Below are 18916 nucleotides of genomic sequence, written 5' to 3'. Positions count from 1 at the left end.
ACTGGATGTGAAAAAACTCGTTCAGTCACTCAATGATGAGGAGTCCATTATGCGTCTACCCAAGCACATGACGGCGGCTGCCGCGCTCATGACCTCAGCAGCCTTGCTGCTGGCAGGCTGCGGCGGTTCGAACACTGCTGAAACCACTGAATCAGCGAGCGGCTCCGGTGCCGCCGAATCCTCCGCCCCCACCGGCGAGATCAATCTCGGCGTTGCCTACGAGACCACCGACTACGGTTCGATCACTACTTCTGCCCTGGCAATGGGCACCAACTGGCACGTCCTTGAAGGCCTCTACCAGTTCGATATGGCGGATTACTCCGTCTACCCGGCTCTTGCTGCAGGCGAACCTGAGCAGGTTTCCGACCTGGTTTACGAAATTACCCTGCGTGATGGAGCCAAGTTCTCCGACGGTACCGATGTAACCGCTGATGACGTTGTTGCTTCCTATGGGCGCACCACAGACGACGCTTCCATTTATAAGATGTTCTTCGACTTCGTGAAGTCTGTGACCGCGAAGGACACTAAGACTGTCACCGTTGAACTCAACTTCCCCTTCGCCAGCCTCAAAGAGCGCTTCGCGAACGTTAAGATCGTCCCAGCCTCTATGGATGCTGACGCCCTCAAGGCTCAGCCCATCGGCACCGGCCCCTTCAAATACGAGTCCATCACCCCCACCGAGGTGACCGCCGTTCCGAACGAGCACTACAACGGTGATCAGCCTGCCAAGGTTGAGCGTATGCGCTGGCACGTCCTTAAGGATGATTCAGCCCGCCTGGCTGCCGCCCTCGACGGAACCACCGACATCATGGAAGCCGTGCCTGCCACAACCATGAGTGAACTCGAAGCCGTCGGCTGGACCGTCGAAGCTGTCCCCGGCTACGGCAACCCCTTCCTCATGTTCAACACCGCCAAGGAGCCCTTCAATAACAACAAGGTGCGCCAGGCATTCCACACTGCCATCGACACGCAGAAGCTCATTGACACTGCGATGGAGGGGCAGGCTATCGAGGCGACCTCATTCCTGCCCGAGTCGAACCCCTCGTACAACAAGGCAGCTACCCAGTTCGCCTACGACAAAGACAAGGCAAAAGCCCTCCTCGACGAGGCCGGAGTCTCTGGCTTGGCCATCAACCTGGTGACTACCGATCATCCGTGGGTTGCCAACCTGGTTCCCCAGATCAAGTCCGATCTCGAAGCCATCGGCATCACTGTCAATCACACCGCAATGGCGTCTTCCGACCTGTACGGCAACGTGACCGACGTGGACAACCCGACCTACGACGTTGTCCTGGCCCCCGGCGACCCCTCGGTCTTCGGCACAGACCCCGGCATCATCTTGTCGTGGTGGAACGGTGACAACGTGTGGACTCAAAAGCGCACCATGTGGAAGACCACCGATCCGGAAAACTTCGATAAGTTCCAGAAACTTGTTTCCGAAGCAGTCCAGATCGAGGGCGATGAAGCCAAAGCGAAGTGGGCCGAAGCTCAGGACTTGCTCGCTGAGCAAGCAGTTGTCTACCCGCTCTTCCACCGCAACATGATCACTGCTTACAACGGTGACAAGCTCGACGGCGTGAAGCCGATCGCCGCAACTGGCCTCGAACTGGTGGGCGTCGGCCTCAAGTGAACCGACTGCCGTTACGTTGACCGTTGACGGCACGCCACGAAGCAGGGGCGGGTCAATCCGGCCCGCCCCTGCTTCGTGTCTGCGTAGTCGGACAGTCAGGAGTAAATGCCCCATGAATAATCTTCTGAGACTCGTCGGGCGGCGTCTGCTTGCCCTGCCCATCATGATCGTGGGCGTCTCGTTCCTCGTCTTCTTCATTATGTCGCTGTCACCGATCGACCCCGCATATTCGGCGCTGGGCGAGACAGCCAGCCCTCAGGCACTAGAGGCTTACCGCCAAGAGCAGGGCCTCAACGACCCATTCTTTGTCAGGTACGGCTCGTACCTGTGGGGGATTCTCCAAGGTGACCTGGGCATTTATGGTGTTGGCACCTCTAATAAAGTGATCGACCTGGTCGCCAAGGCCCTTCCCGTCACTCTCCAGCTGACCTTCCTGGGGCTCCTCATCGCTGTCGTTATCGCTTTCCCCCTGGGAGTTCTGGCAGCTATCTATCGTGACCGCTGGCCAGATCAGGTCATCCGAGTCTTCTCCGTTGTCTCGATTGGCACTCCTTCCTTCTGGCTGGCTGCCCTGCTTGTCATGACTTTCGTTGGACGCCTGCCCGTTTCGGGAGCCCTCCCAGCATTGAGCCAAGATCCAGCAGGCTGGTTCCTCCGTATGATCCTGCCCGCCACAGCACTGGCAGTCCCAGTAATCGGCCAGATGACACGCGTTGTGCGTACATCGATGGTTGAAGAACTCGACCGTGACTATGTCCGTACCGCGCTCGGCGCAGGCATCCCCAAGCCGATCGTCGTGGCCCGCAACGTGCTGCGTAACGCGCTCATTACACCGATCACGGTGCTTGGCCTGCGAATCGGTTACCTCATGGGAGGCGCCGTTGTCATCGAGATCATCTTCTCCATCGACGGCATGGGCAAGCTAGTCCTTCTCAAGGGAATCCAGGAGAACTGGGTGACCTTGGTACAGGGCGGCGCCTTGGTCGTCGCTATCGCATTCATCGTCGTCAACATCGTCGTCGACATGCTCTACCTGCTCATCAACCCGCGGATTAGGTCGGTCTGACAGATGAACCACAAGAAAAAACTCGAACGGGTGACCCAACCCGGAGCTCGTTTTAGCCGTATTTCCTCCATGTCGGTGGGGTCGCGCGTCGCCCTCGTCCTCCTTGCCCTGGTTGCTCTGATCTGCGTTCTATCGCCATTCTTGGCTCCGCACGGGCCCGATGAGATCTTCACAAAGTGGGACTCACCTAGCGCCTCGCACCCCTTTGGCACTGACCACATTGGTCGCGACGTGATGAGCCGCGTCCTCTACGGCGGGCGTTTCTCCCTGCTGATCGGCCTTTTTGCCACTCTGATTGCTCTATTTGTCGGCGCCATCATTGGCTCGGTCGCTGCAGTGGTGCGCAAGTCCTTGTCCGAAGTGATCATGCGCATCATGGACATTGTGATGGCAGTGCCCGGCATTGCTATGGCTGCCGTGTCCGTGCTGGTCTTTGGCCGCGCACTGCAAGAAAAGGGCAACACCCTGGCCCTGGTCTTCGTTATCGTTTGTTCGATTGCTTTCGTGTATACGCCTCAGCTGTCGCGCATCGTGCGCGCAAATGTGATGAGTGCATACGGCGAAGACTATGTGCGTGCCGTCATTGTGTCGGGTGCACGGGCGCCGTGGATCCTCGTTACTCACGTCATGCGTAACACTGCGGCACCTGTCTTAGTCTTTGCCACGGTGCTTGTGGCCGACGCCATTATTTTGGAAGCCTCTTTGACCTTCATTGGTTCTGGCCTCCAGTCCACGGCCGTGCCTACGTGGGGCAACGTGTTGTCGGATGCGTCGTCGAACCTTTCGGTCATGCTGGGCAAGTGGTGGACGGCTTTCTTCCCCGGCATGTTTATCATGCTGACGGTGTTGTGCTTGAACATCTTGTCTGAGGGCATAACCGACGCCATGGTCGCAGCCCCCAAGGGTGTGTCCGTCGCTCAGGTTTCGGCCAATGCGACGCGCGAGGCCGATCGCCTCCTGCTCGACCCGCGTCAGGCCTACCGTGAGCAGGCCGCTCCGCTTCAGGCAAGCCTGAATGCGTTGAATGAGGTCGAGAGCAAGCGCACGGATCGTTTCGTATCGCAGTCCACGGAAGCGCCGCTGCTGGAAGTCAAAGACTTCTCGATCCGGTTCGAACGCCACGGCGAGGTCGATGTTGTCGACCATGTGTCCTTTAGCGTTCGTCGCGGCGAAACCATGGGTCTGGTGGGCGAGTCCGGCTGTGGCAAGTCGATTACAGCCCTGTCGATCATGGGCTTGATTGATCCGAAGGCTGAGTTGTCGGGCCAGATCCTCTACCAGGGTCAGGACCTGCTGACGATGAAGCCCGACGAACGTCAAAAGCTTCTCGGTCACGAGATGGCAATGATCTACCAGGATGCTTTGTCTTCGCTCAACCCGGCGATGCTCATCAAGGATCAGATGGGTCAGCTCACCAAGCGCGGTGGTACTCGCAGCGCTGAAGAGCTTTTGGAGCTGGTCGGCCTGGACCCGAAGCGCACCTTGGAGTCGTACCCGCATGAGTTATCGGGCGGCCAACGTCAGCGTGTTTTGATCGCTATGGCTTTGACTCGCGACCCGAAGCTTGTGATCGCTGATGAACCGACGACCGCTTTGGATGTGACGGTTCAAAAGCAGGTGATCGCGCTGCTGAACGATCTGCGTGAAAAGCTTGGCTTCGCAATGATCTTCGTGTCCCATGACGTCGCCCTCGTTGCTGAGGTTGCCCATTCGATCACCGTCATGTACGCCGGTCAGGTCGTGGAGCAGGGGCCGACGGCTGAGCTGCTCACTCACCCGACGCACGAGTACACGCGTGGCCTGCTGGGTGCGGTTTTGTCGATCGAAGCGGGTTCGGGTCGTTTGCACCAGGTGCCGGGAACTGTTCCGTCGCCGCGTGACTTCCCGGTGGGCGATCGTTTCGCTCCCAGGTCGTCGCATCCCGACTATGGCCTGGACATTCGTCCGGTTTTGACCGAGGTCGGTCCCGAACACGTGTATGCGGCTCTTCCGCCCAATCCCAATCAGGGCGTTGGAGGTTCCGATCAGCTCGAAAGTGAGGATGTGCGATGACTGGCGCGGAACACCCAATTATTGAACTCAAGGACGTTCACGTCACTTTCAATTCCAGGACGGGTTCGCTGTTTAAGCCAAATAAGGTTCACGCCGTGCGCGGCGTCAATCTGAGCATTGTGCGCGGCCAAACCTTGGGCATTGTTGGCGAGTCTGGTTGTGGCAAGTCCACGACCGCCAACGTCATGTGCGGCTTGCAAGCGGCGACCTCTGGCCACGTGTATTTCAATGGCGAAGAGGTCACGAAGAGGACTGCTGAGGCGCGTCGGCGTATTGGCCGAGTTGTGTCTGTGGTCTTCCAGGACCCGGCAACCGCGCTCAACCCCAGGATGACGGTGGAAGATCAGCTTGCTGATCCCTTGCGCGTCCACAAGATTGGGGACGAGGCGTCGCGACGTGATCGCGTTGGCGAACTCATTTCGATGGTGGGTTTGCCGTCCTCGGCCCTGGACGCTCTGCCTGGCCAGCTCTCTGGCGGTCAGCGTCAGCGTGTGGCTATCGCCCGTGCGCTCGCCCTCAATCCGGATGCGATTATCGCTGACGAACCGACGTCCGCTTTGGACGTGTCGGTGCGCGCACAGATCCTCAACCTGTTGACCGATCTCAAGCGTGAACTGAACTTAGCGATGGTCTTCATTTCGCACGACATCCAGACGGTCCGTTACGTGTCGGATCGCATTGCCGTGATGAATAAGGGTGTCGTCGTTGAAGAAGGCCCTGCGGCTGAGCTTTTGGCGAACCCGAAGGATCCGTACACGCGCACCCTGTTGGGAGCTGCGCCTTCCCTGCTTCACCCCACCCTCGAAGGAGAATGATGAACACCCCAATTCGCGGAATTGTTCCGCCTCTTGCAGTGCCGCTCAAGGATGGGCGTGTTGATCACGCGTCCTTGGAACGTCATATCAACCGCATGATTGATGCCGGTATCCATGGCCTTTTCGTTTTGGGCTCGACCGGTGAAGTGGTGTTCTCGACTCCGGCGCGTCGCGCTGAGATTCTTGAAGCCACCCAGCAGATCGTCAATGGACGTATCCCTATTTTGGCGGGCGTCATTGACACTGAGACGGATCGTGTCATTGAGAATATCCGTCAGGCAGAGTCCTTCGGTGTGGACGCCGTTGTGGCAACCGCGCCTTTCTACGCGCTGCAGGGATTGCCTGAGATTGAGCGTCATTTCCGGTTGCTGCGTGAGGCGACAGATATTCCGATTTGGGCGTACGACATTCCGGTGTGCGTTCACGTGAAGTTGCCGATTGATATGCAGATCCGACTTGGACAGGACGGCGTTTTGTCCGGTGTGAAGGATTCGTCGGGAGACGATGTGTCTTTCCGTTGGCTTGCTCGCATGAATGACGAGGCTGGCCACCCGCTGCAGCTGTTGACCGGTCACGAGGTTGTTGTTGACGGCGCGTACATGTCGGGTGCCGATGGTGCTGTTCCCGGTTTGGGCAATGTGGATCCTGCTGGTTATGTTCGCCAGTGGGATGCGTATCAGTGTGGCGATTGGGAGGCGGTTCGCGCCGAACAGGACCGTTTGGCTGAGCTCATGCGCATTGTTCAGGTTCAGGGGATTGCTGGTTTCGGCGCCGGTGTTGGGGCTTTCAAGACTGCGTTGCAGCTTTTGGGAGTTTTCGAGACCAACGAGATGCCCAGGCCTGTTGAGCCTCTGATCGACGGCAATATCGAGTGGGTGGCGTCGGTGTTGCGCCGCACGGGCATGATTGACTGAGTGACGTCTGGGGCGCCCACTTCGACGCGTTCAACTGGTAGTGAGAGGAAGAATTTTGGTGAACAGCTCTGTTCATTCAGGTGATGAGTCACGGGTTCTCGCCCTCGATATTGGGGGAACGAAGGTCGGGTGGGCGCTCATGGACGGGCTCGCAGCATCCACGCGGGACGGCGAGTTCGGCAGGATTGCGACACTTGCCGACGAGGGCGGGCCAGCAGTCGCCGCGCGAATCGGTTCTCTGGTGGCTGATCTAGCTGACAGGTTCGGTCCTTTTACGGGCGTGGCTGTGGCGAGTGCTGGCGTAGTTGATCCTGCTTCGGGTGCGATCGTGTCGGCAACGAATACGATGCCCGGTTGGGGTGGTACGCCTTTGGGCGCCATCATCCGCGATGCGGCAAACACGCAGGTGCGAGTACTCAATGACGTTCACGCTCATGGTCTAGGTGAGGCTTTGGTTGGCGTGGGGCGTGGCGCAGACTCGGTGCTGTCGGTGGCTGTGGGCACCGGCATCGGTGGTGCCTTTGTTGAAGGTGGCCGAGTCTTAACTGGTAGCCACCATGTTGGCGGCCACGTTGGCCATATTCACCATCCTGCGGGGCGAGATGTGCCCTGCTCGTGTGGTCGCTTTGGACATATTGAAGGTTTTTGTTCAGGTTCAGGTATCGCCGCGTGGTATGACATGCGGCGCACCGCTCATGATCCCAACGTCGAGGATGCGCGAGGCTTACAGGAGTTGGCTGAGGATGGCCACCCGTTAGCTCAGGCATGTTTTGTGGAGTCTGCGCATGCGTTGGGTGAGTGTCTGGGTTCTTTGGCCAATTGCATTGATCCGTCGATGATTATTCTGTCTGGTTCGATGACGCGTTCGGGTCAGATGTGGTGGGATGGTGTGCGCCAGGGGTATGCGGCTAGCGCGATGACGCCGGTGGCGGATACACCCATTGTCGTTGGGGAGCTTGGTGACGATGCTCCGCTGATTGGTGCGACTTTGAACTTGATGAATACGATGAATTGAGGAGCGCGCCGAGGTGCGCTGGAATGGAGAATCACGGTGACGGATCAAGTCATTGAACAGATGCGTGGACAGTTGATTGTTTCTTGCCAGGCTTATCCGGGGGAGCCTATGCGTCACCCGGAGACGATGGCGCAGGTGGCCAGGGCTGCTGAACTGGGTGGTGCTGGTGGAATTCGCTGTCAGGGCCTTGCCGATATTTCTGCCATTAAAGGCCGCGTGAAGGTGCCGGTTATTGGCTTGTGGAAAGAGGGCGATGAGGGCATTTACATCACCCCGAGTTTGCGTCATGCGCGCGCCTGCGCGATGGCAGGCGCTGACGTGGTGGCTATTGATGCGACCTCGCGGCCTCGTCGCGATGGTTTGACCTACGCCCAGACGGTTTCCGCCCTGCACGATGAGGGCATTTTGGTGATGGCAGACTGCGGTTCGATCGACGATGTGCGTTCTGCCGCTGAGGCTGGTTCGGATATTTTGTCGACGACGTTGGCGGGATACACGGATGACCGCGAGATGACTGACGGGCCAGATATGGAGTTCTTGTCCCAGGTCCTCGAGGAGTTCCCCGAGGTTCCGGTGATCTGCGAGGGTCGAGTCCATACGCCCGAGCAGGCGGCTGCGGTGATGCAGGCCGGCGCCTTTGCTGTTGTGGTCGGCACTGGTATTACTCATCCGACGCGTATTACGACGTGGTTTACGAAAGCTATTGAGGGTCGCTGAAAAGCGGCTTCTTGAAGAAGGGAAACGAATTTTCATGAGAATTGCGATTGTTGACGACGAGCGCCAGATTGCGAACTTGGCCGCCGACCGCATCTGCGAGGTCTACCGCAACAAGCCGGATTTCGTGCTGGGTCTTGCCACGGGTTCATCCCCGCTGCCCCTGTACGCTGAGTTGATCCGCCGCTACGAGGCTGGCGAAATTTCTTTCGCCCAGGTCAAGTCCTTCAACTTGGATGAGTACGTGGGCCTGCCCAAGGACCACTATGAGGGTTATGCAAACTTCATCCACCGCAATCTCATTGACCACGTTGATATGCCTGAGGGCAACGCTCACGGCCCCGATGGTTGGTGTGAGGACCTGGTTGCGGGGGCGGCCGCATACGATCAGGCCATCACGGATGCCGGTCACATTGATATTCAGGTCCTGGGCATTGGCTCGGACGGACATATTGGCTTTAACGAGCCGGGTGGTTCCTTGACGTCACGCACCCACGTGGGTGTTCTGACTGAGCAGACTCGTCGCGACAATGCCCGCTTCTTTGATGGCGACTTGGATGCTGTTCCCACGCACTGTGTGACGCAGGGCTTGGGAACGATCATGGATTCGCGCGCTCACGTGTTTATTGCAACGGGTGAAGGTAAAGCCGACGCTGTTAAGGCTATGGTCGAGGGCGGAATTAGCGCCCGCTGGCCTGCGTCGATCCTGCAGATGCACGACGACGTCCTGGTCATTGTGGACGAGGCCGCAGCCTCGAAGCTGGAACTCAAGGACTTCTACAAGGAAGTTTGGGAGAAGGAACAGCACTGAGATTTCAGTATCTGGTGAAGCCTCGGGGCTATCCTGGGCGGAGTTGGGCCGTCGGGTTGCTCTTCTGGGGCTTTGAATCACTTGGGTGCGTGGGGCGAGTGTTGTCCTCGCCCCACGCACTTTCGTTTCTGCCCTTGCGGGTTATTGGTTCGTTTCTACGCTCGCCGGTTATTAGGATGCCTGTAGTATCCGCTGGCTTGGCGCACAGTGTGCGCGCGAGCTTCATCGACAAAAGGATTTTCTTCGTGCATCCCAGTCCGACGACTTTGGCTCAGATGACGACATTTCGAGTCGGTGGGCCCGTCAAGCATGTGGTGACGGCATCGACGGCTGACGAGATGGCGATGGCAGTTCATGGGGCCGACGAGGCCGGCATCCCGCTTCTGGTCATCGGAGGAGGCTCGAATCTGCTGGTGTCAGATGAACCTTTCGAAGGCGTGGTGGTGCGCGATGGCCGGTCGAAGATTATTGCAACGCAGCCGGATCCTTCTGGGAAGGTTTTTGTGACGGCCTGCGCGGGCACAACCTGGGATGATTTCGTCCAGTGGTCTATTGCTCAGGGTTTGTCTGGGTTGGAGGCCCTTTCGGGTATTCCTGGAACGGTTGGTGCCGCACCCGTGCAAAACATTGGTGCCTATGGCCATGAGGTCGCCTCGACTCTTCATTCGGTGCGCGCATGGGACCGCCAGGATGAAGAAATGGTGGTGCTATCGGCAAAGGATTTGCAGCTGGGATACCGCACGTCGATTATTAAGCGTTCAACGGGCCACGGCGGCACCATTGAAAGTGAAGCTGGCCAGCGTATTTGGGGGCCTACGGGCCGCTGGGTGGTGGTTGAAGCGACCTTTGCTTTGGAAAAGAGTGAGCTGTCAGCTCCGGTTCTCTACGCCGAGTTGGCAACCAAGCTGGGTGTGAAGGCGGGCGAACGCGCGCCGTCGGTGATGGTGCGCGAGGCCGTCCTGGGGCTGCGCCGCGGCAAGGGCATGGTGTTGGACGAGGGCGACCATGATTCGTGGAGCGCGGGTTCTTTCTTCACTAATCCGATCCTCACGCGGTCTCAGGCTGATGTGTTGCCGCAGGATGCTCCGCGTTTTGGCGCTGGAGTGGACGCCGACGGCGTTGAACTGGTGAAAACGTCGGCTGCTTGGCTGATCGATCATGCGGGTTTTGGCAAGGGGTGGGCTTTGAACGGGGCGGACGCCTCGCAGGCTCCGGCGTCTTTGTCTACCAAGCATGTGTTGGCGTTGACGAATAGGGGCAGTGCCACGGCTGAGGATATTCGCGAGTTGGCGCTCGCGGTACGCGCGGGCGTGGAAGAGCGTTTCGGTATCCGTCTGGTGCCTGAACCTGTGGCCGTCGGTTTTACTTGGTGACGGGCCCAGCTAGCCAGGCTTCAATGTCCGCATACCAGCGGCGCTTAGATGATTCGGACGCTAAGGATGCGTCGATGGATTGGCGGGCGAGGTCGGCGAGCTGATGGTCGGATAGACCAAAGACGTCGCGCGCGGCCGTGTACTGTGCGAGCAACCGCGAGTGGAAGAGCAGTGGGTCGTCGGCCCCCAAAGCTACTGTTGCCCCGAATTCGATGAGCGTCGGTAGGGGCACTTCCCCAAAGTTTGAATAGACGCCCAGTTGCACGTTGGATGTGGGGCACACTTCAAAGGCGATGCCTTCGTCGATTAAGCGTTTGAGCAGCTCGGGGTCTTCGGTGGTTCGCACTCCGTGTCCGAGGCGTTGGGGTTTAAGAGCCGTGACCACTTCACGCACCGAATCGGGCCCTAAGAGTTCGCCCCCATGCGGTAAACGAGCCAACCCCGCACGCTCTGCAATATGGAAGGCCGCCGCGAAGGACGAGGTGGATCCCATGCGTTCGTCATTGGATAACCCGAAGCCGACGACTCGACTGGCGCCTTGGCCCTCTCCCGCATACTGGGCGGCCAAACGAGCCAGGGTCCGCGCGTCGAGGGGGTGTCGCATTCGCGACGCGGCAACGACGATCGCCACTTCAACGCCGGTGGCGGCGGAGGCGCGTTCGGCCTCGTCAAGGATGATTTCGAGGGCGGGGGTGATGCCGCCGACCCACGGCGCGTAGGAGGTGGGGTCCACTTGCATTTCGAGGCGCACGGAGCCTTCAGCGGCGTCGTCTTGGGCGGCTTCGCGCACAATACGGCGCATGGTGTCTTCGGATCGGACGAGGTGGCGAGCCGAGTCGTAGGAGCGTTGGAAGCGGAACCATCCGCGTGCGTCGGCGGGTACTTTGAGTGGGTCGAGGTCGAGCAGGTGCGCGGGTAGGCGTGTGCCTTGCTCTGCGGCCAAGTCAACGAGGGTTTGCGGCCTCATTGCGCCCGTGAAGTGAAGGTGTAGGTGTGCTTTGGGCAGGGCTGCGAGGTTGCGTCGGCCCGAGGGCGTGGCCGGCTGGGCCGTCAGATCAGGGGCGGTGGGTGCGTTCACTGCACGAGGCGCGAGGCTGGGGGACTGCATCAGTGTTGCTTGAACCAGCTAATGATGTCGCGGATGATTCCGGGGCCTTCGGGCTCGTTGAGCACCTCGTGGTAGGCGCCGTCGACGACTCGCAGGTGAATGTCGGCGTCGGGGTGGGCGGCGATGGCGTTGGAGACGAAGGTGCGTGAGCCTTTGAGGTCAGTGAGTTTGTCAGCCGAACCGTGGAAGATCAGCAGGGGAGTGGTGGTTTGGTCGGCTCGACGTAGTACTTCGTCGCCTTGGAGGATCATGGTGGCGCCTGTGAGTAGCGGTGTGCCGCCTTTCCAGGTGAGCGGGTCGGCGTCGAAGGCTTTTTGGACTTCGGGGTCGCGTGAGAGGACGGATTCGCCGTCGCGAATGGAGGTTGAGGTCGCGGGCAGGCTCGGCATGAGACGCGCAAGCGGCAAGAGCTTGCGGACCGTGGAGGCTGGGATATCGGGTAGGGGCCGAAAAGCTGGTCCGGTCAAGACGGTGCCGCGCAGGTGGGTTGGGTCAAGCAGCATGGAGGCTGCGGTGATGAGGCCGCCCATGGAGTGGCCGAAGAGGAAGATATCGGTGGTGCGGGCGTGGGCGCGCACGATGCGCCTGGCGTTGACGTGGTCGCGGATGAGCCTGCCGACGTCAACGGTGGCGCGGGGGCCTTCTGCGGTGCCGTGACCGTAGTGGTCGTAGTAGAAGACGTCGTATCCGGCTTCGACGAGGGCATCCGTGAGCGCTGTGAAGCGGCCGGAGTGTTCCCCGTATCCGTGGGAGACCAGCACGGTTCCTTTGGGGGTGGTGATATGCGCGAAGCGGGATTGGATGTGCATGGGTCTATTGTGGCAGCCCACCGCCAGTTCCGCCCGCCTCTGCCCGCGAAGGACGCCCATAACTTCGCCGAGGGACGCCCAAGCGCTGATGCATCTGGGTTACATCTCAGACGTCAGGCCACGGGAGAAGCCCCAAGGACGTCGATGACTCCACTGTGCTGAATAAGGTAAGTATCGACCTCGTCAGATCGCCACGCTTCCATCAACGACGCCAGAGCTTCACTATCAAGATTGACAATGGACTGGCCATCTTCAGACATTCCCGTCCCCGTGAAGGGCGCGGTGAAGAAATTGACGGAGTTCGAACGGATTGTCGTCATCTCAGAAGCCAACGACAGCATCGAATCAAAGGTGAGGTTTTGGTCAACAGCGGAGTGTGACAGCAGAGCGGTAAGCATTTCAGACATTTTTGACACATCCGTCAGAACGTCTTGGTCGAAAGTCTTTTGCATGATCGCACGCATCCATGCTTGCTGGCGTCGCACTCGGTCGAAGTCTCCGCGGGCCAGTCCCTTACGTTCACGAACGAAGGCCAGCGCCTCTGAACCCGAATAGGTCTTAACCCCTTCGGCCGACGCAATTGTGACCCCGCCAAGAATATCGGTGAGCTGTTCGAAGCTGGTGAAGTCAGTGACCATGAAGTGGTCGATGTGCACGCCTGTCAGATTCTGCACGGTTTCAATGGTCAGATCGGCGCCGCCATAGGAGTAAGCGGCATTGATCTTCGCATTGCCGTAGCCGGGAATTTCCACCCAGGAGTCGCGTGGGATCGACATAATGTTGATGCCCTTACGGTCCCCAGTGATCTGAACGAGCATCATCACGTCAGAACGTTGAGCCCCCGCTTCCCAGTCAGTCGGATCGCCCCCGGATTGACGAGAATCCGATCCCAACACCAGGAAATTGATGTCATTGCCAACCGGAATCGATTGGGCGCTACTCGAAGAAGACTGCCCGGACGGGGTGATCTGGACGTGCTGAATTTGGGAGTTGATCGAATGCCTAATGCTCAGGAAGATCCCGGCAACGGCTAACACCAGAACCAACAGCAGCGAACACAGAACGATGAGGGCTTTCTTAGTGCCGCTCATCCGCTTCGGGGGCTGATTACCGTCGCGACCTGCCCCACCACGACCACCGGCACGGCCGCCTCCGCCAGCGCCGGCCCTACCTCCATTTGCTTCACCACTCGCACGGTCGGCTTGAACTTCGGCTCTGGTTGGCAGGTCACTCATCGTTTCCTCCTGAGGATCACTCAGCCTCGGATAGCAGTGCTTGAAGGCGTGACACGCCCTCGGTAATGGCTTCGTCGCTGGTCGCGTAGGACAGGCGCAGGAACCCGGAGCGTCCAAAGGCCTCGCCGGGGACGACGGCAACCTCGACATGCTCCAAAGCCAAGTTTGCGAGCGTCATCGACGAATCGATGACGGTTCCACGCAGGGTTTTGCCGATCAGTCCTTCGATGCTGGGGTAGGCGTAGAACGCGCCCTGGGGCATGGGCACGACGAGGCCGTCAATTTCGCGCAGCATCGACACGATGAGTTTGCGTCGACGGTCGAAGGCTGTGCGCATCTGGGCGGCGGCGTCCAGCGATCCGGACACGGCTTCGAGGGCGGCCACCTGCGACACGTTGGCGACATTCGACGTCATGTGTGATTGCAGGTTTGTTGCGGCTTTAATGACGTCGGACGGGCCGATCATCCAGCCGACGCGCCACCCGGTCATGGCGTAGGTTTTGGCGACACCGTTCAAAACGATGGTTTGGTCAGCCAGTTCGGGCACGAGCTTAACGATGTATGCGGATTCGGCGCCGTCGTAAAGCAGGTGCTCGTAGATTTCGTCGGTGACTACCCAGATGCCGTGTTCGAGGGCCCACTGACCAATGGCGGTCAGTTTGTCGCGCGTGTAGACCGATCCTGTGGGGTTCGAGGGCGAGCACACGAGCAGCGCTTTGGTGCGGTCGGTGCGGGCGGCTTCAAGCTGGTCGACGGTTACTTTGTAGTCCTGGTCGGCTCCGGCGAAGACTTCGACGGGGACGCCGCCTGCCAGCTGGATGCACTCGGGGTAGGTGACCCAGTAGGGGGCGGGGAGGATGACTTCGTCGCCGGGGTCGATGATCGAGGCGAATGCGGAGTACACGGCTTGCTTGCCGCCGTTGGTGACCAGAATGTCTTCGGGGGATACCTCGTAGCCGGAGTCGCGCAGTGTTTTAGCGGCGATGGCTTGACGCAACGAGGGCAGACCTTTGGCGGGCGTGTACTTGTGATTCGCCGGGTCTTTAGCGGCTGCAATGGCTGCTTCAACGATGGCGTCGGGTGTGGCGAAGTCGGGTTCACCGGCTCCAAAACCGATGACTGGGCGGCCCTCAGCCTTCATGGCCTTGGCTTTGGCGTCCACAACCAGGGTGGCCGAGGGCGCGATGGCTGCGAGGCGGGCAGAAACACGGGAACGAGGAGTCGTAGTCACGTCTTGATTTTCCCATGATGGGCGGTCCCGCTTCGCGTTGCTCCGGCATCTGGGCGCGTGGAATGGGTCTCAGCGGCTCGTTTCGTGGTAGCGGAAATGTCGGCGGTTTCGACTAGAGAAGGGACGAGTAGAGCTGCGAATAGGCGGCTGCATTGGCTGACCAGGTTCGGCCTGTGGCAACTTTGCGGGCCTGCGAACTGAGCGACTCAGCAAGGTCAGTGTCCGCGATGATCTGACCGATGACATCAGCAAGCGCATTGGCATCGCCAGGAGAAACAGCAAGTCCTTGTCCGTCGCGTGCACCGACTTCAACCAGGGCAGGCAGGTCTGAGACAACTTGCGGGATGCCCAAAGCCATCGCCTGCAAGCCTTTAATGGGGGTCACTGCGCGGGTGACGGGGGTATCTCGGCGGGGAATTGCCATCACGTCAAGCGCCTGATACCAGCTGGGGGCATTAAGAGGGGCAACTTTTCCAGGAAACACGGCATCGGCATTGGTGGAGGATTCTCCGAGCGGACCGGTATGGACGTTCAGTCCTTCGTTGCGGCATAGCTGGATGAGGGATTCACGTGACACGCCATCGCCCACGATGGCCAGCCCAATATCGACTCCGCGCTTGCGTAGAGAAGCCACTGCGCGCACCAGTGTGTCCAAACCTTCATAGTCGACGAGGGCGCTCACCGTCCCTACCCATGCACGCTCCGTTAGGCCGAGGCTTCGTCGAGCGGACTGGGGGTTGCGTGGCACGTCGAGTAGGTCGGCGTCGACTGCGTTGGGTATGACGTGGATTTTGGCGGCGGGGATGCCGCGTTCAACCAGGGAGTCTGCTTGATGGTGCGAGAGTGCGACGACGGCGTCGGCAGCCAGTGCCATTTCGGTTTCTCGGGCACGCATCAGCTGGTAGCGCTGGGAGGCTAACGCTGTGGTTTCTTGGTGTCGAGGGCGGCGTGCGACCCAGGATTTTTCCAGTTCACCGCGCATCTCATACACCCACGGGATATCGAGTTTTTCTGCAACAGCTCGGGTCACCAAGCCGTTGTGGAAGTTTGTTGTCGTGTGCAAAACATCCGGGCTATAACTGTGCGCCACGTCGGCCAGCATTTTTGTGTGCAGGGCGAGGCGCGCGTCCTCGTACCTGGGCAAACTGGCGGGCAGCAAGCGGCGGTAGCGGATCGAGTCGACCTCGTCGACTGTTCCCGCCCACGGCCTACCGATTGTCAGCGGGTAGGCAAGCCGGGTGATCGCTTCAACTTCGAGGCCGACGGCCCGCTGAGCGAGTAACACCTGGTGGGAGCGCAGGGCGTAACCGGAGTTTGTCCACGGCAGGGAGTTTGTTAAACAGTGAAGGACGCGCACAGGCGAGGACGAATCGCCGGCTGGCCTGGCAGGCGCGGGGGTTTTGCGCGGGGTAGGTGGCTCGTCCTCGTCGTAACTGCTGGGTAGGACGAGGGTGCGTCCGGGGGTGAGCACTCGAAGACGAGATTCGAGGATCCCGCGAAGCGGCGGCTGCGCTAATGCAATGGCTTCGTCGAGGTTTCCGCTTTCCCATAGTTGATGCGCCCGATCGTTGGCGCTGGCCGAGGGCGGTAGTTCGGACTCAATTTGGACGCGAATTTTGTTAAGCAATCCAGACGACGATTGCTCACCGGCAGACGCGAGTTCGTCTTGGAGCTGCTGGCGTCGGTCAAGCATCATCAACCACGTCGAACGGATCGTTGACCCTTTGTGGCTGGGCTCAGGCAGGGCCGACAGGGCATCCCTGAGGTGGCTGGGTGTGCGCCGGAGCAACTGCACAGCAAAGAGTGCCGGGTCTTCGCTGATCATCTGGTGAACCACTTTGCCGAGCAACGGGGCGCGCGATAGCGTGTTCGATACGGCTTGAAGGATTTTCATTAGCAGGCGTTTTCGCGAATTTTCTCGAGGAAATCGACGAAGCGTGCGGCGTTATCTTCTGGCGTTCCCTGTTTCTCAAGCCACTCAAGGCCCCTGCCCACTGTGTTGAGCAGACTCCGTTCCGCGATAAGTCTCTCCCACAGATCCGCCAGTGCCGTTGGGTTCATTGGAGGAACGGCATCTCCGGCTCTTGCTGAGGTGACGATCTGGGCGGCTTCGCCTGCGACTGACAGAGAAATGTGGCGTCCGATTTCTAATGCTTCGTAGAGCTTGGAAGGCACCGTGTATTCCATCGGTTTCCAGTCTTGCAGGTGGATCAACACTGTGTCTGCCCACTCGTAATGGGGCAGGATTTGGTCGAAGGGGAGTCGGCCGGTGAACTCGATGGGCAGTTCTAGCGCTTGGGCGTTTCGGCGCAATGTTTTGAGGTGAGCGCCAGAACCTACGATTCTCATGCGGACGTCTAGGTTACGTTCGCGGGCTTCTGCAACGGCGTGAATAGCGTTGGACAGTTCTTGTACTCGTCCCGTGGTGCCGGCGTAAAGGACGTTTAATCCCGAGGTGTGGTTGGGTGCTTCCAGTGTGAAGTTTCGTCGAGTTCCAAGATTGCGTAGCGTCATGGTTTGTTCGACGCCGCGATTACGCAGGACTTCGGTGAAGGATTCGGTGGTGGTAACGATTCCGGCTGCCTTGCCTATGGCGTGGGTTAGTGCATGGCCGCCAACGGTGGCCACTCCTCGAAAAACCATGTTCTTGAAGTTTGAGGCGGTGCCTTGGCGTGCTGGTCGGGCGGTGGTGGGAGCCCAGTCGTTCATGTGCTTGAGTAGGTCGGGCCAGGCGTCGCGCAGGTCGAGGACGAAGGGGACTCGGGCGCGCGAGGCGATGACGTCGGCTGCGTTTGCGGTGGGCAGGGGAGGAGCAGTTGCAACAATGATGTCGGGGCGCCACTCGGCGGCAACTTTGTGACCGATTTCGATCTGTGACGTCATGATGCGCCCTTGATTGCGCATGCGTGAATACAGGGTGGAGTCGTGTCCGAGGTAGGCGGTCCTGTGGATGACTTCCCCGTTTTTTCCTTCGGCCACTGCGCCGATTTGGTATTCGTCTTCGCTGAAAAGCAGGTGGCCTGTCGGGTAATGGGGTGGGGGAACAACCGCATGAACTTCGTGGCCAGATTGTGTCAATTGACGGGTGAGCCACGCCCAGCGGCGTTGGGGGATCCCTTCTTCGGGCTCCCAGGTCTGCGCGATGACCAGGACTCGCATTTTTTTGGGGTGGCTCCTGCGAAAGATATTCTTTATTGAGGGAATTTTCTGGCGAAAATGAGTGCTGTGGAACGGTTTTAGGATAAGGGTAATAGGTAGCTAATTCTATTTGATCTCGGATGACGATCAAATAAAAGAGTTATTCAAGGCACAATTAATAGCTTCGTAGTATTCCCGCGTGTAATGAAATGGGGCCAGCCCCCACCGTTGGTTTGGATCAGCAATGGGTGTCACGCCTGGATCAACCATGTGCCAGCCACCTTCTGCCAGGAGGTGGTAGTAGCCGGCAAGCACTTCATTGGCGGTGTCTGCCGTAAAACCCATTGAGCCAGGCGTTTCGTTACCGTCAACGTCAGTTAATGCCCACTGGGCTTTGATGACTCGGGTTCGATCCCATATTCCAAGTTCGATGAGCGCAGATTTAAGAGATTTTGCTGCTTCGGCGTATAGGGTCCAGTGCGTCATTGATCCGAAGCCATGAAGTTCCCAGCCGTGGGGAAGATTGGAATAGACGTCTTTGGCTCCTCCGTCACTACTGCGTGTGAATACGGCTCCGGCGGCGTTGCGGTAGATCCCGCCTCGTTCGTCAATGAGATCCAGGACGAGGGCGGCGTCGCCTGGCCCGTGGCGCTGAACTGCTTTCTTGATTTCTTCGACCGCGTTACCAGTTAGATCCCCGTGGAAAAGTCTGTTTTGGAAGGGGGAGGCGAATTGGTAAGCGTCGAGGTGCGGAATCGAAGCCGAGTGCCCGATGGAGGTTAACGATTGGCGCGCAATATATAGACCGATTTGCCAGCGGGATTGATCCGCATATTCATAGGCGTCACGGGTCACACAACTGCCCAGAATCAACTGTTTCACGCGGTTCACCCCTTCTTTCGTGCTCCGACGGTAGCAGGTGAGTGAAGGCAATGGGCGATGCAAACAAGCATCCCATTGAGAACTTGGATGCATGAATGATTGTATATTGCACTCATTAGCTGA

16 protein-coding genes are annotated in these 18916 nt (G+C 59.1%); 9 read left to right on the top strand and 7 right to left on the bottom strand.

Annotated features, from left to right (window positions below; genetic code table 11):
• The first annotated feature begins 49 nt into the window (after window positions 1–49).
• From G439_RS0107200 to G439_RS0107160, 9 genes are all read left to right on the top strand, one after another.
• A complete protein-coding gene (locus G439_RS0107200) occupies window positions 50–1630 on the top strand; it encodes an ABC transporter substrate-binding protein (RefSeq protein ID WP_026459496.1) in 1581 nt (526 codons plus the stop codon).
• Window positions 1631–1742: 112 nt separating this feature from the next.
• On the top strand, window positions 1743–2696 hold the full coding sequence (locus G439_RS0107195; protein WP_022868511.1) for an ABC transporter permease: 954 nt from the start codon (window positions 1743–1745) through the stop codon (window positions 2694–2696).
• A gap of 3 nt (window positions 2697–2699) precedes the next feature.
• Window positions 2700–4748, top strand: coding sequence for a dipeptide/oligopeptide/nickel ABC transporter permease/ATP-binding protein (locus G439_RS0107190; protein WP_022868510.1), 2049 nt, complete (start codon window positions 2700–2702; stop codon window positions 4746–4748).
• Entirely contained in the window at window positions 4745–5563 is an 819-nt protein-coding gene (locus tag G439_RS0107185; protein ID WP_022868509.1) for an ABC transporter ATP-binding protein, read from the top strand. The genes G439_RS0107190 and G439_RS0107185 overlap by 4 nt, the downstream gene beginning before the upstream one ends.
• Window positions 5563–6477 (top strand): dihydrodipicolinate synthase family protein, encoded by a 915-nt coding sequence (locus G439_RS0107180; protein WP_022868508.1) that lies wholly within the window; start codon window positions 5563–5565, stop codon window positions 6475–6477. Before G439_RS0107185 ends, G439_RS0107180 begins: the two co-directional genes overlap by 1 nt.
• A gap of 58 nt (window positions 6478–6535) precedes the next feature.
• A complete protein-coding gene (locus G439_RS0107175) occupies window positions 6536–7492 on the top strand; it encodes an ROK family protein (RefSeq protein ID WP_022868507.1) in 957 nt (318 codons plus the stop codon).
• 36 nt (window positions 7493–7528) lie between these two features.
• Entirely contained in the window at window positions 7529–8209 is a 681-nt protein-coding gene (locus tag G439_RS0107170; RefSeq protein WP_022868506.1) for an N-acetylmannosamine-6-phosphate 2-epimerase, read from the top strand.
• Window positions 8210–8243: 34 nt separating this feature from the next.
• Complete coding sequence (gene nagB / locus G439_RS0107165; RefSeq protein WP_022868505.1) at window positions 8244–9017, top strand: glucosamine-6-phosphate deaminase; 774 nt, start codon at window positions 8244–8246, stop codon at window positions 9015–9017.
• A 275-nt stretch (window positions 9018–9292) separates the two neighbouring features.
• Window positions 9293–10390 (top strand): UDP-N-acetylmuramate dehydrogenase, encoded by a 1098-nt coding sequence (locus G439_RS0107160; protein WP_040434838.1) that lies wholly within the window; start codon window positions 9293–9295, stop codon window positions 10388–10390.
• On the opposite strand, the gene G439_RS0107155 is transcribed toward G439_RS0107160, so the two are convergent.
• The 7 genes from G439_RS0107155 to G439_RS0107125 form a co-directional block, all read right to left on the bottom strand.
• Window positions 10380–11468 (bottom strand): adenosine deaminase, encoded by a 1089-nt coding sequence (locus tag G439_RS0107155; RefSeq protein ID WP_026459493.1) that lies wholly within the window; start codon window positions 11466–11468, stop codon window positions 10380–10382. The genes G439_RS0107160 and G439_RS0107155 overlap by 11 nt on opposite strands.
• A gap of 29 nt (window positions 11469–11497) precedes the next feature.
• Entirely contained in the window at window positions 11498–12307 is an 810-nt protein-coding gene (locus G439_RS0107150) for an alpha/beta hydrolase (protein WP_022868502.1), read from the bottom strand.
• 113 nt (window positions 12308–12420) lie between these two features.
• Window positions 12421–13542, bottom strand: coding sequence for an LCP family protein (locus tag G439_RS11495; protein ID WP_022868501.1), 1122 nt, complete (start codon window positions 13540–13542; stop codon window positions 12421–12423).
• 16 nt (window positions 13543–13558) lie between these two features.
• Window positions 13559–14773, bottom strand: coding sequence for a pyridoxal phosphate-dependent aminotransferase (locus G439_RS0107140; protein WP_022868500.1), 1215 nt, complete (start codon window positions 14771–14773; stop codon window positions 13559–13561).
• A gap of 112 nt (window positions 14774–14885) precedes the next feature.
• Window positions 14886–16667, bottom strand: a complete 1782-nt coding sequence (locus G439_RS11490) for a glycosyltransferase family 4 protein (protein ID WP_022868499.1) — start codon at window positions 16665–16667, stop codon at window positions 14886–14888.
• On the bottom strand, window positions 16667–17932 hold the full coding sequence (locus G439_RS11485; RefSeq protein WP_022868498.1) for a glycosyltransferase family 4 protein: 1266 nt from the start codon (window positions 17930–17932) through the stop codon (window positions 16667–16669). Before G439_RS11485 ends, G439_RS11490 begins: the two co-directional genes overlap by 1 nt.
• Window positions 17933–18058: 126 nt before the next feature.
• Complete coding sequence (locus G439_RS0107125; protein ID WP_131333575.1) at window positions 18059–18793, bottom strand: DUF6270 domain-containing protein; 735 nt, start codon at window positions 18791–18793, stop codon at window positions 18059–18061.
• Between the last annotated feature and the right edge of the window lie 123 nt (window positions 18794–18916).

Source organism: Schaalia vaccimaxillae DSM 15804 (genome assembly GCF_000420425.1).
Taxonomy (GTDB): Bacteria; Actinomycetota; Actinomycetes; order Actinomycetales; family Actinomycetaceae; genus Pauljensenia; species Pauljensenia vaccimaxillae.
Note: the sequence above shows the minus strand (reverse complement) of the source record. Positions and strands in the feature narration are given on the sequence as shown.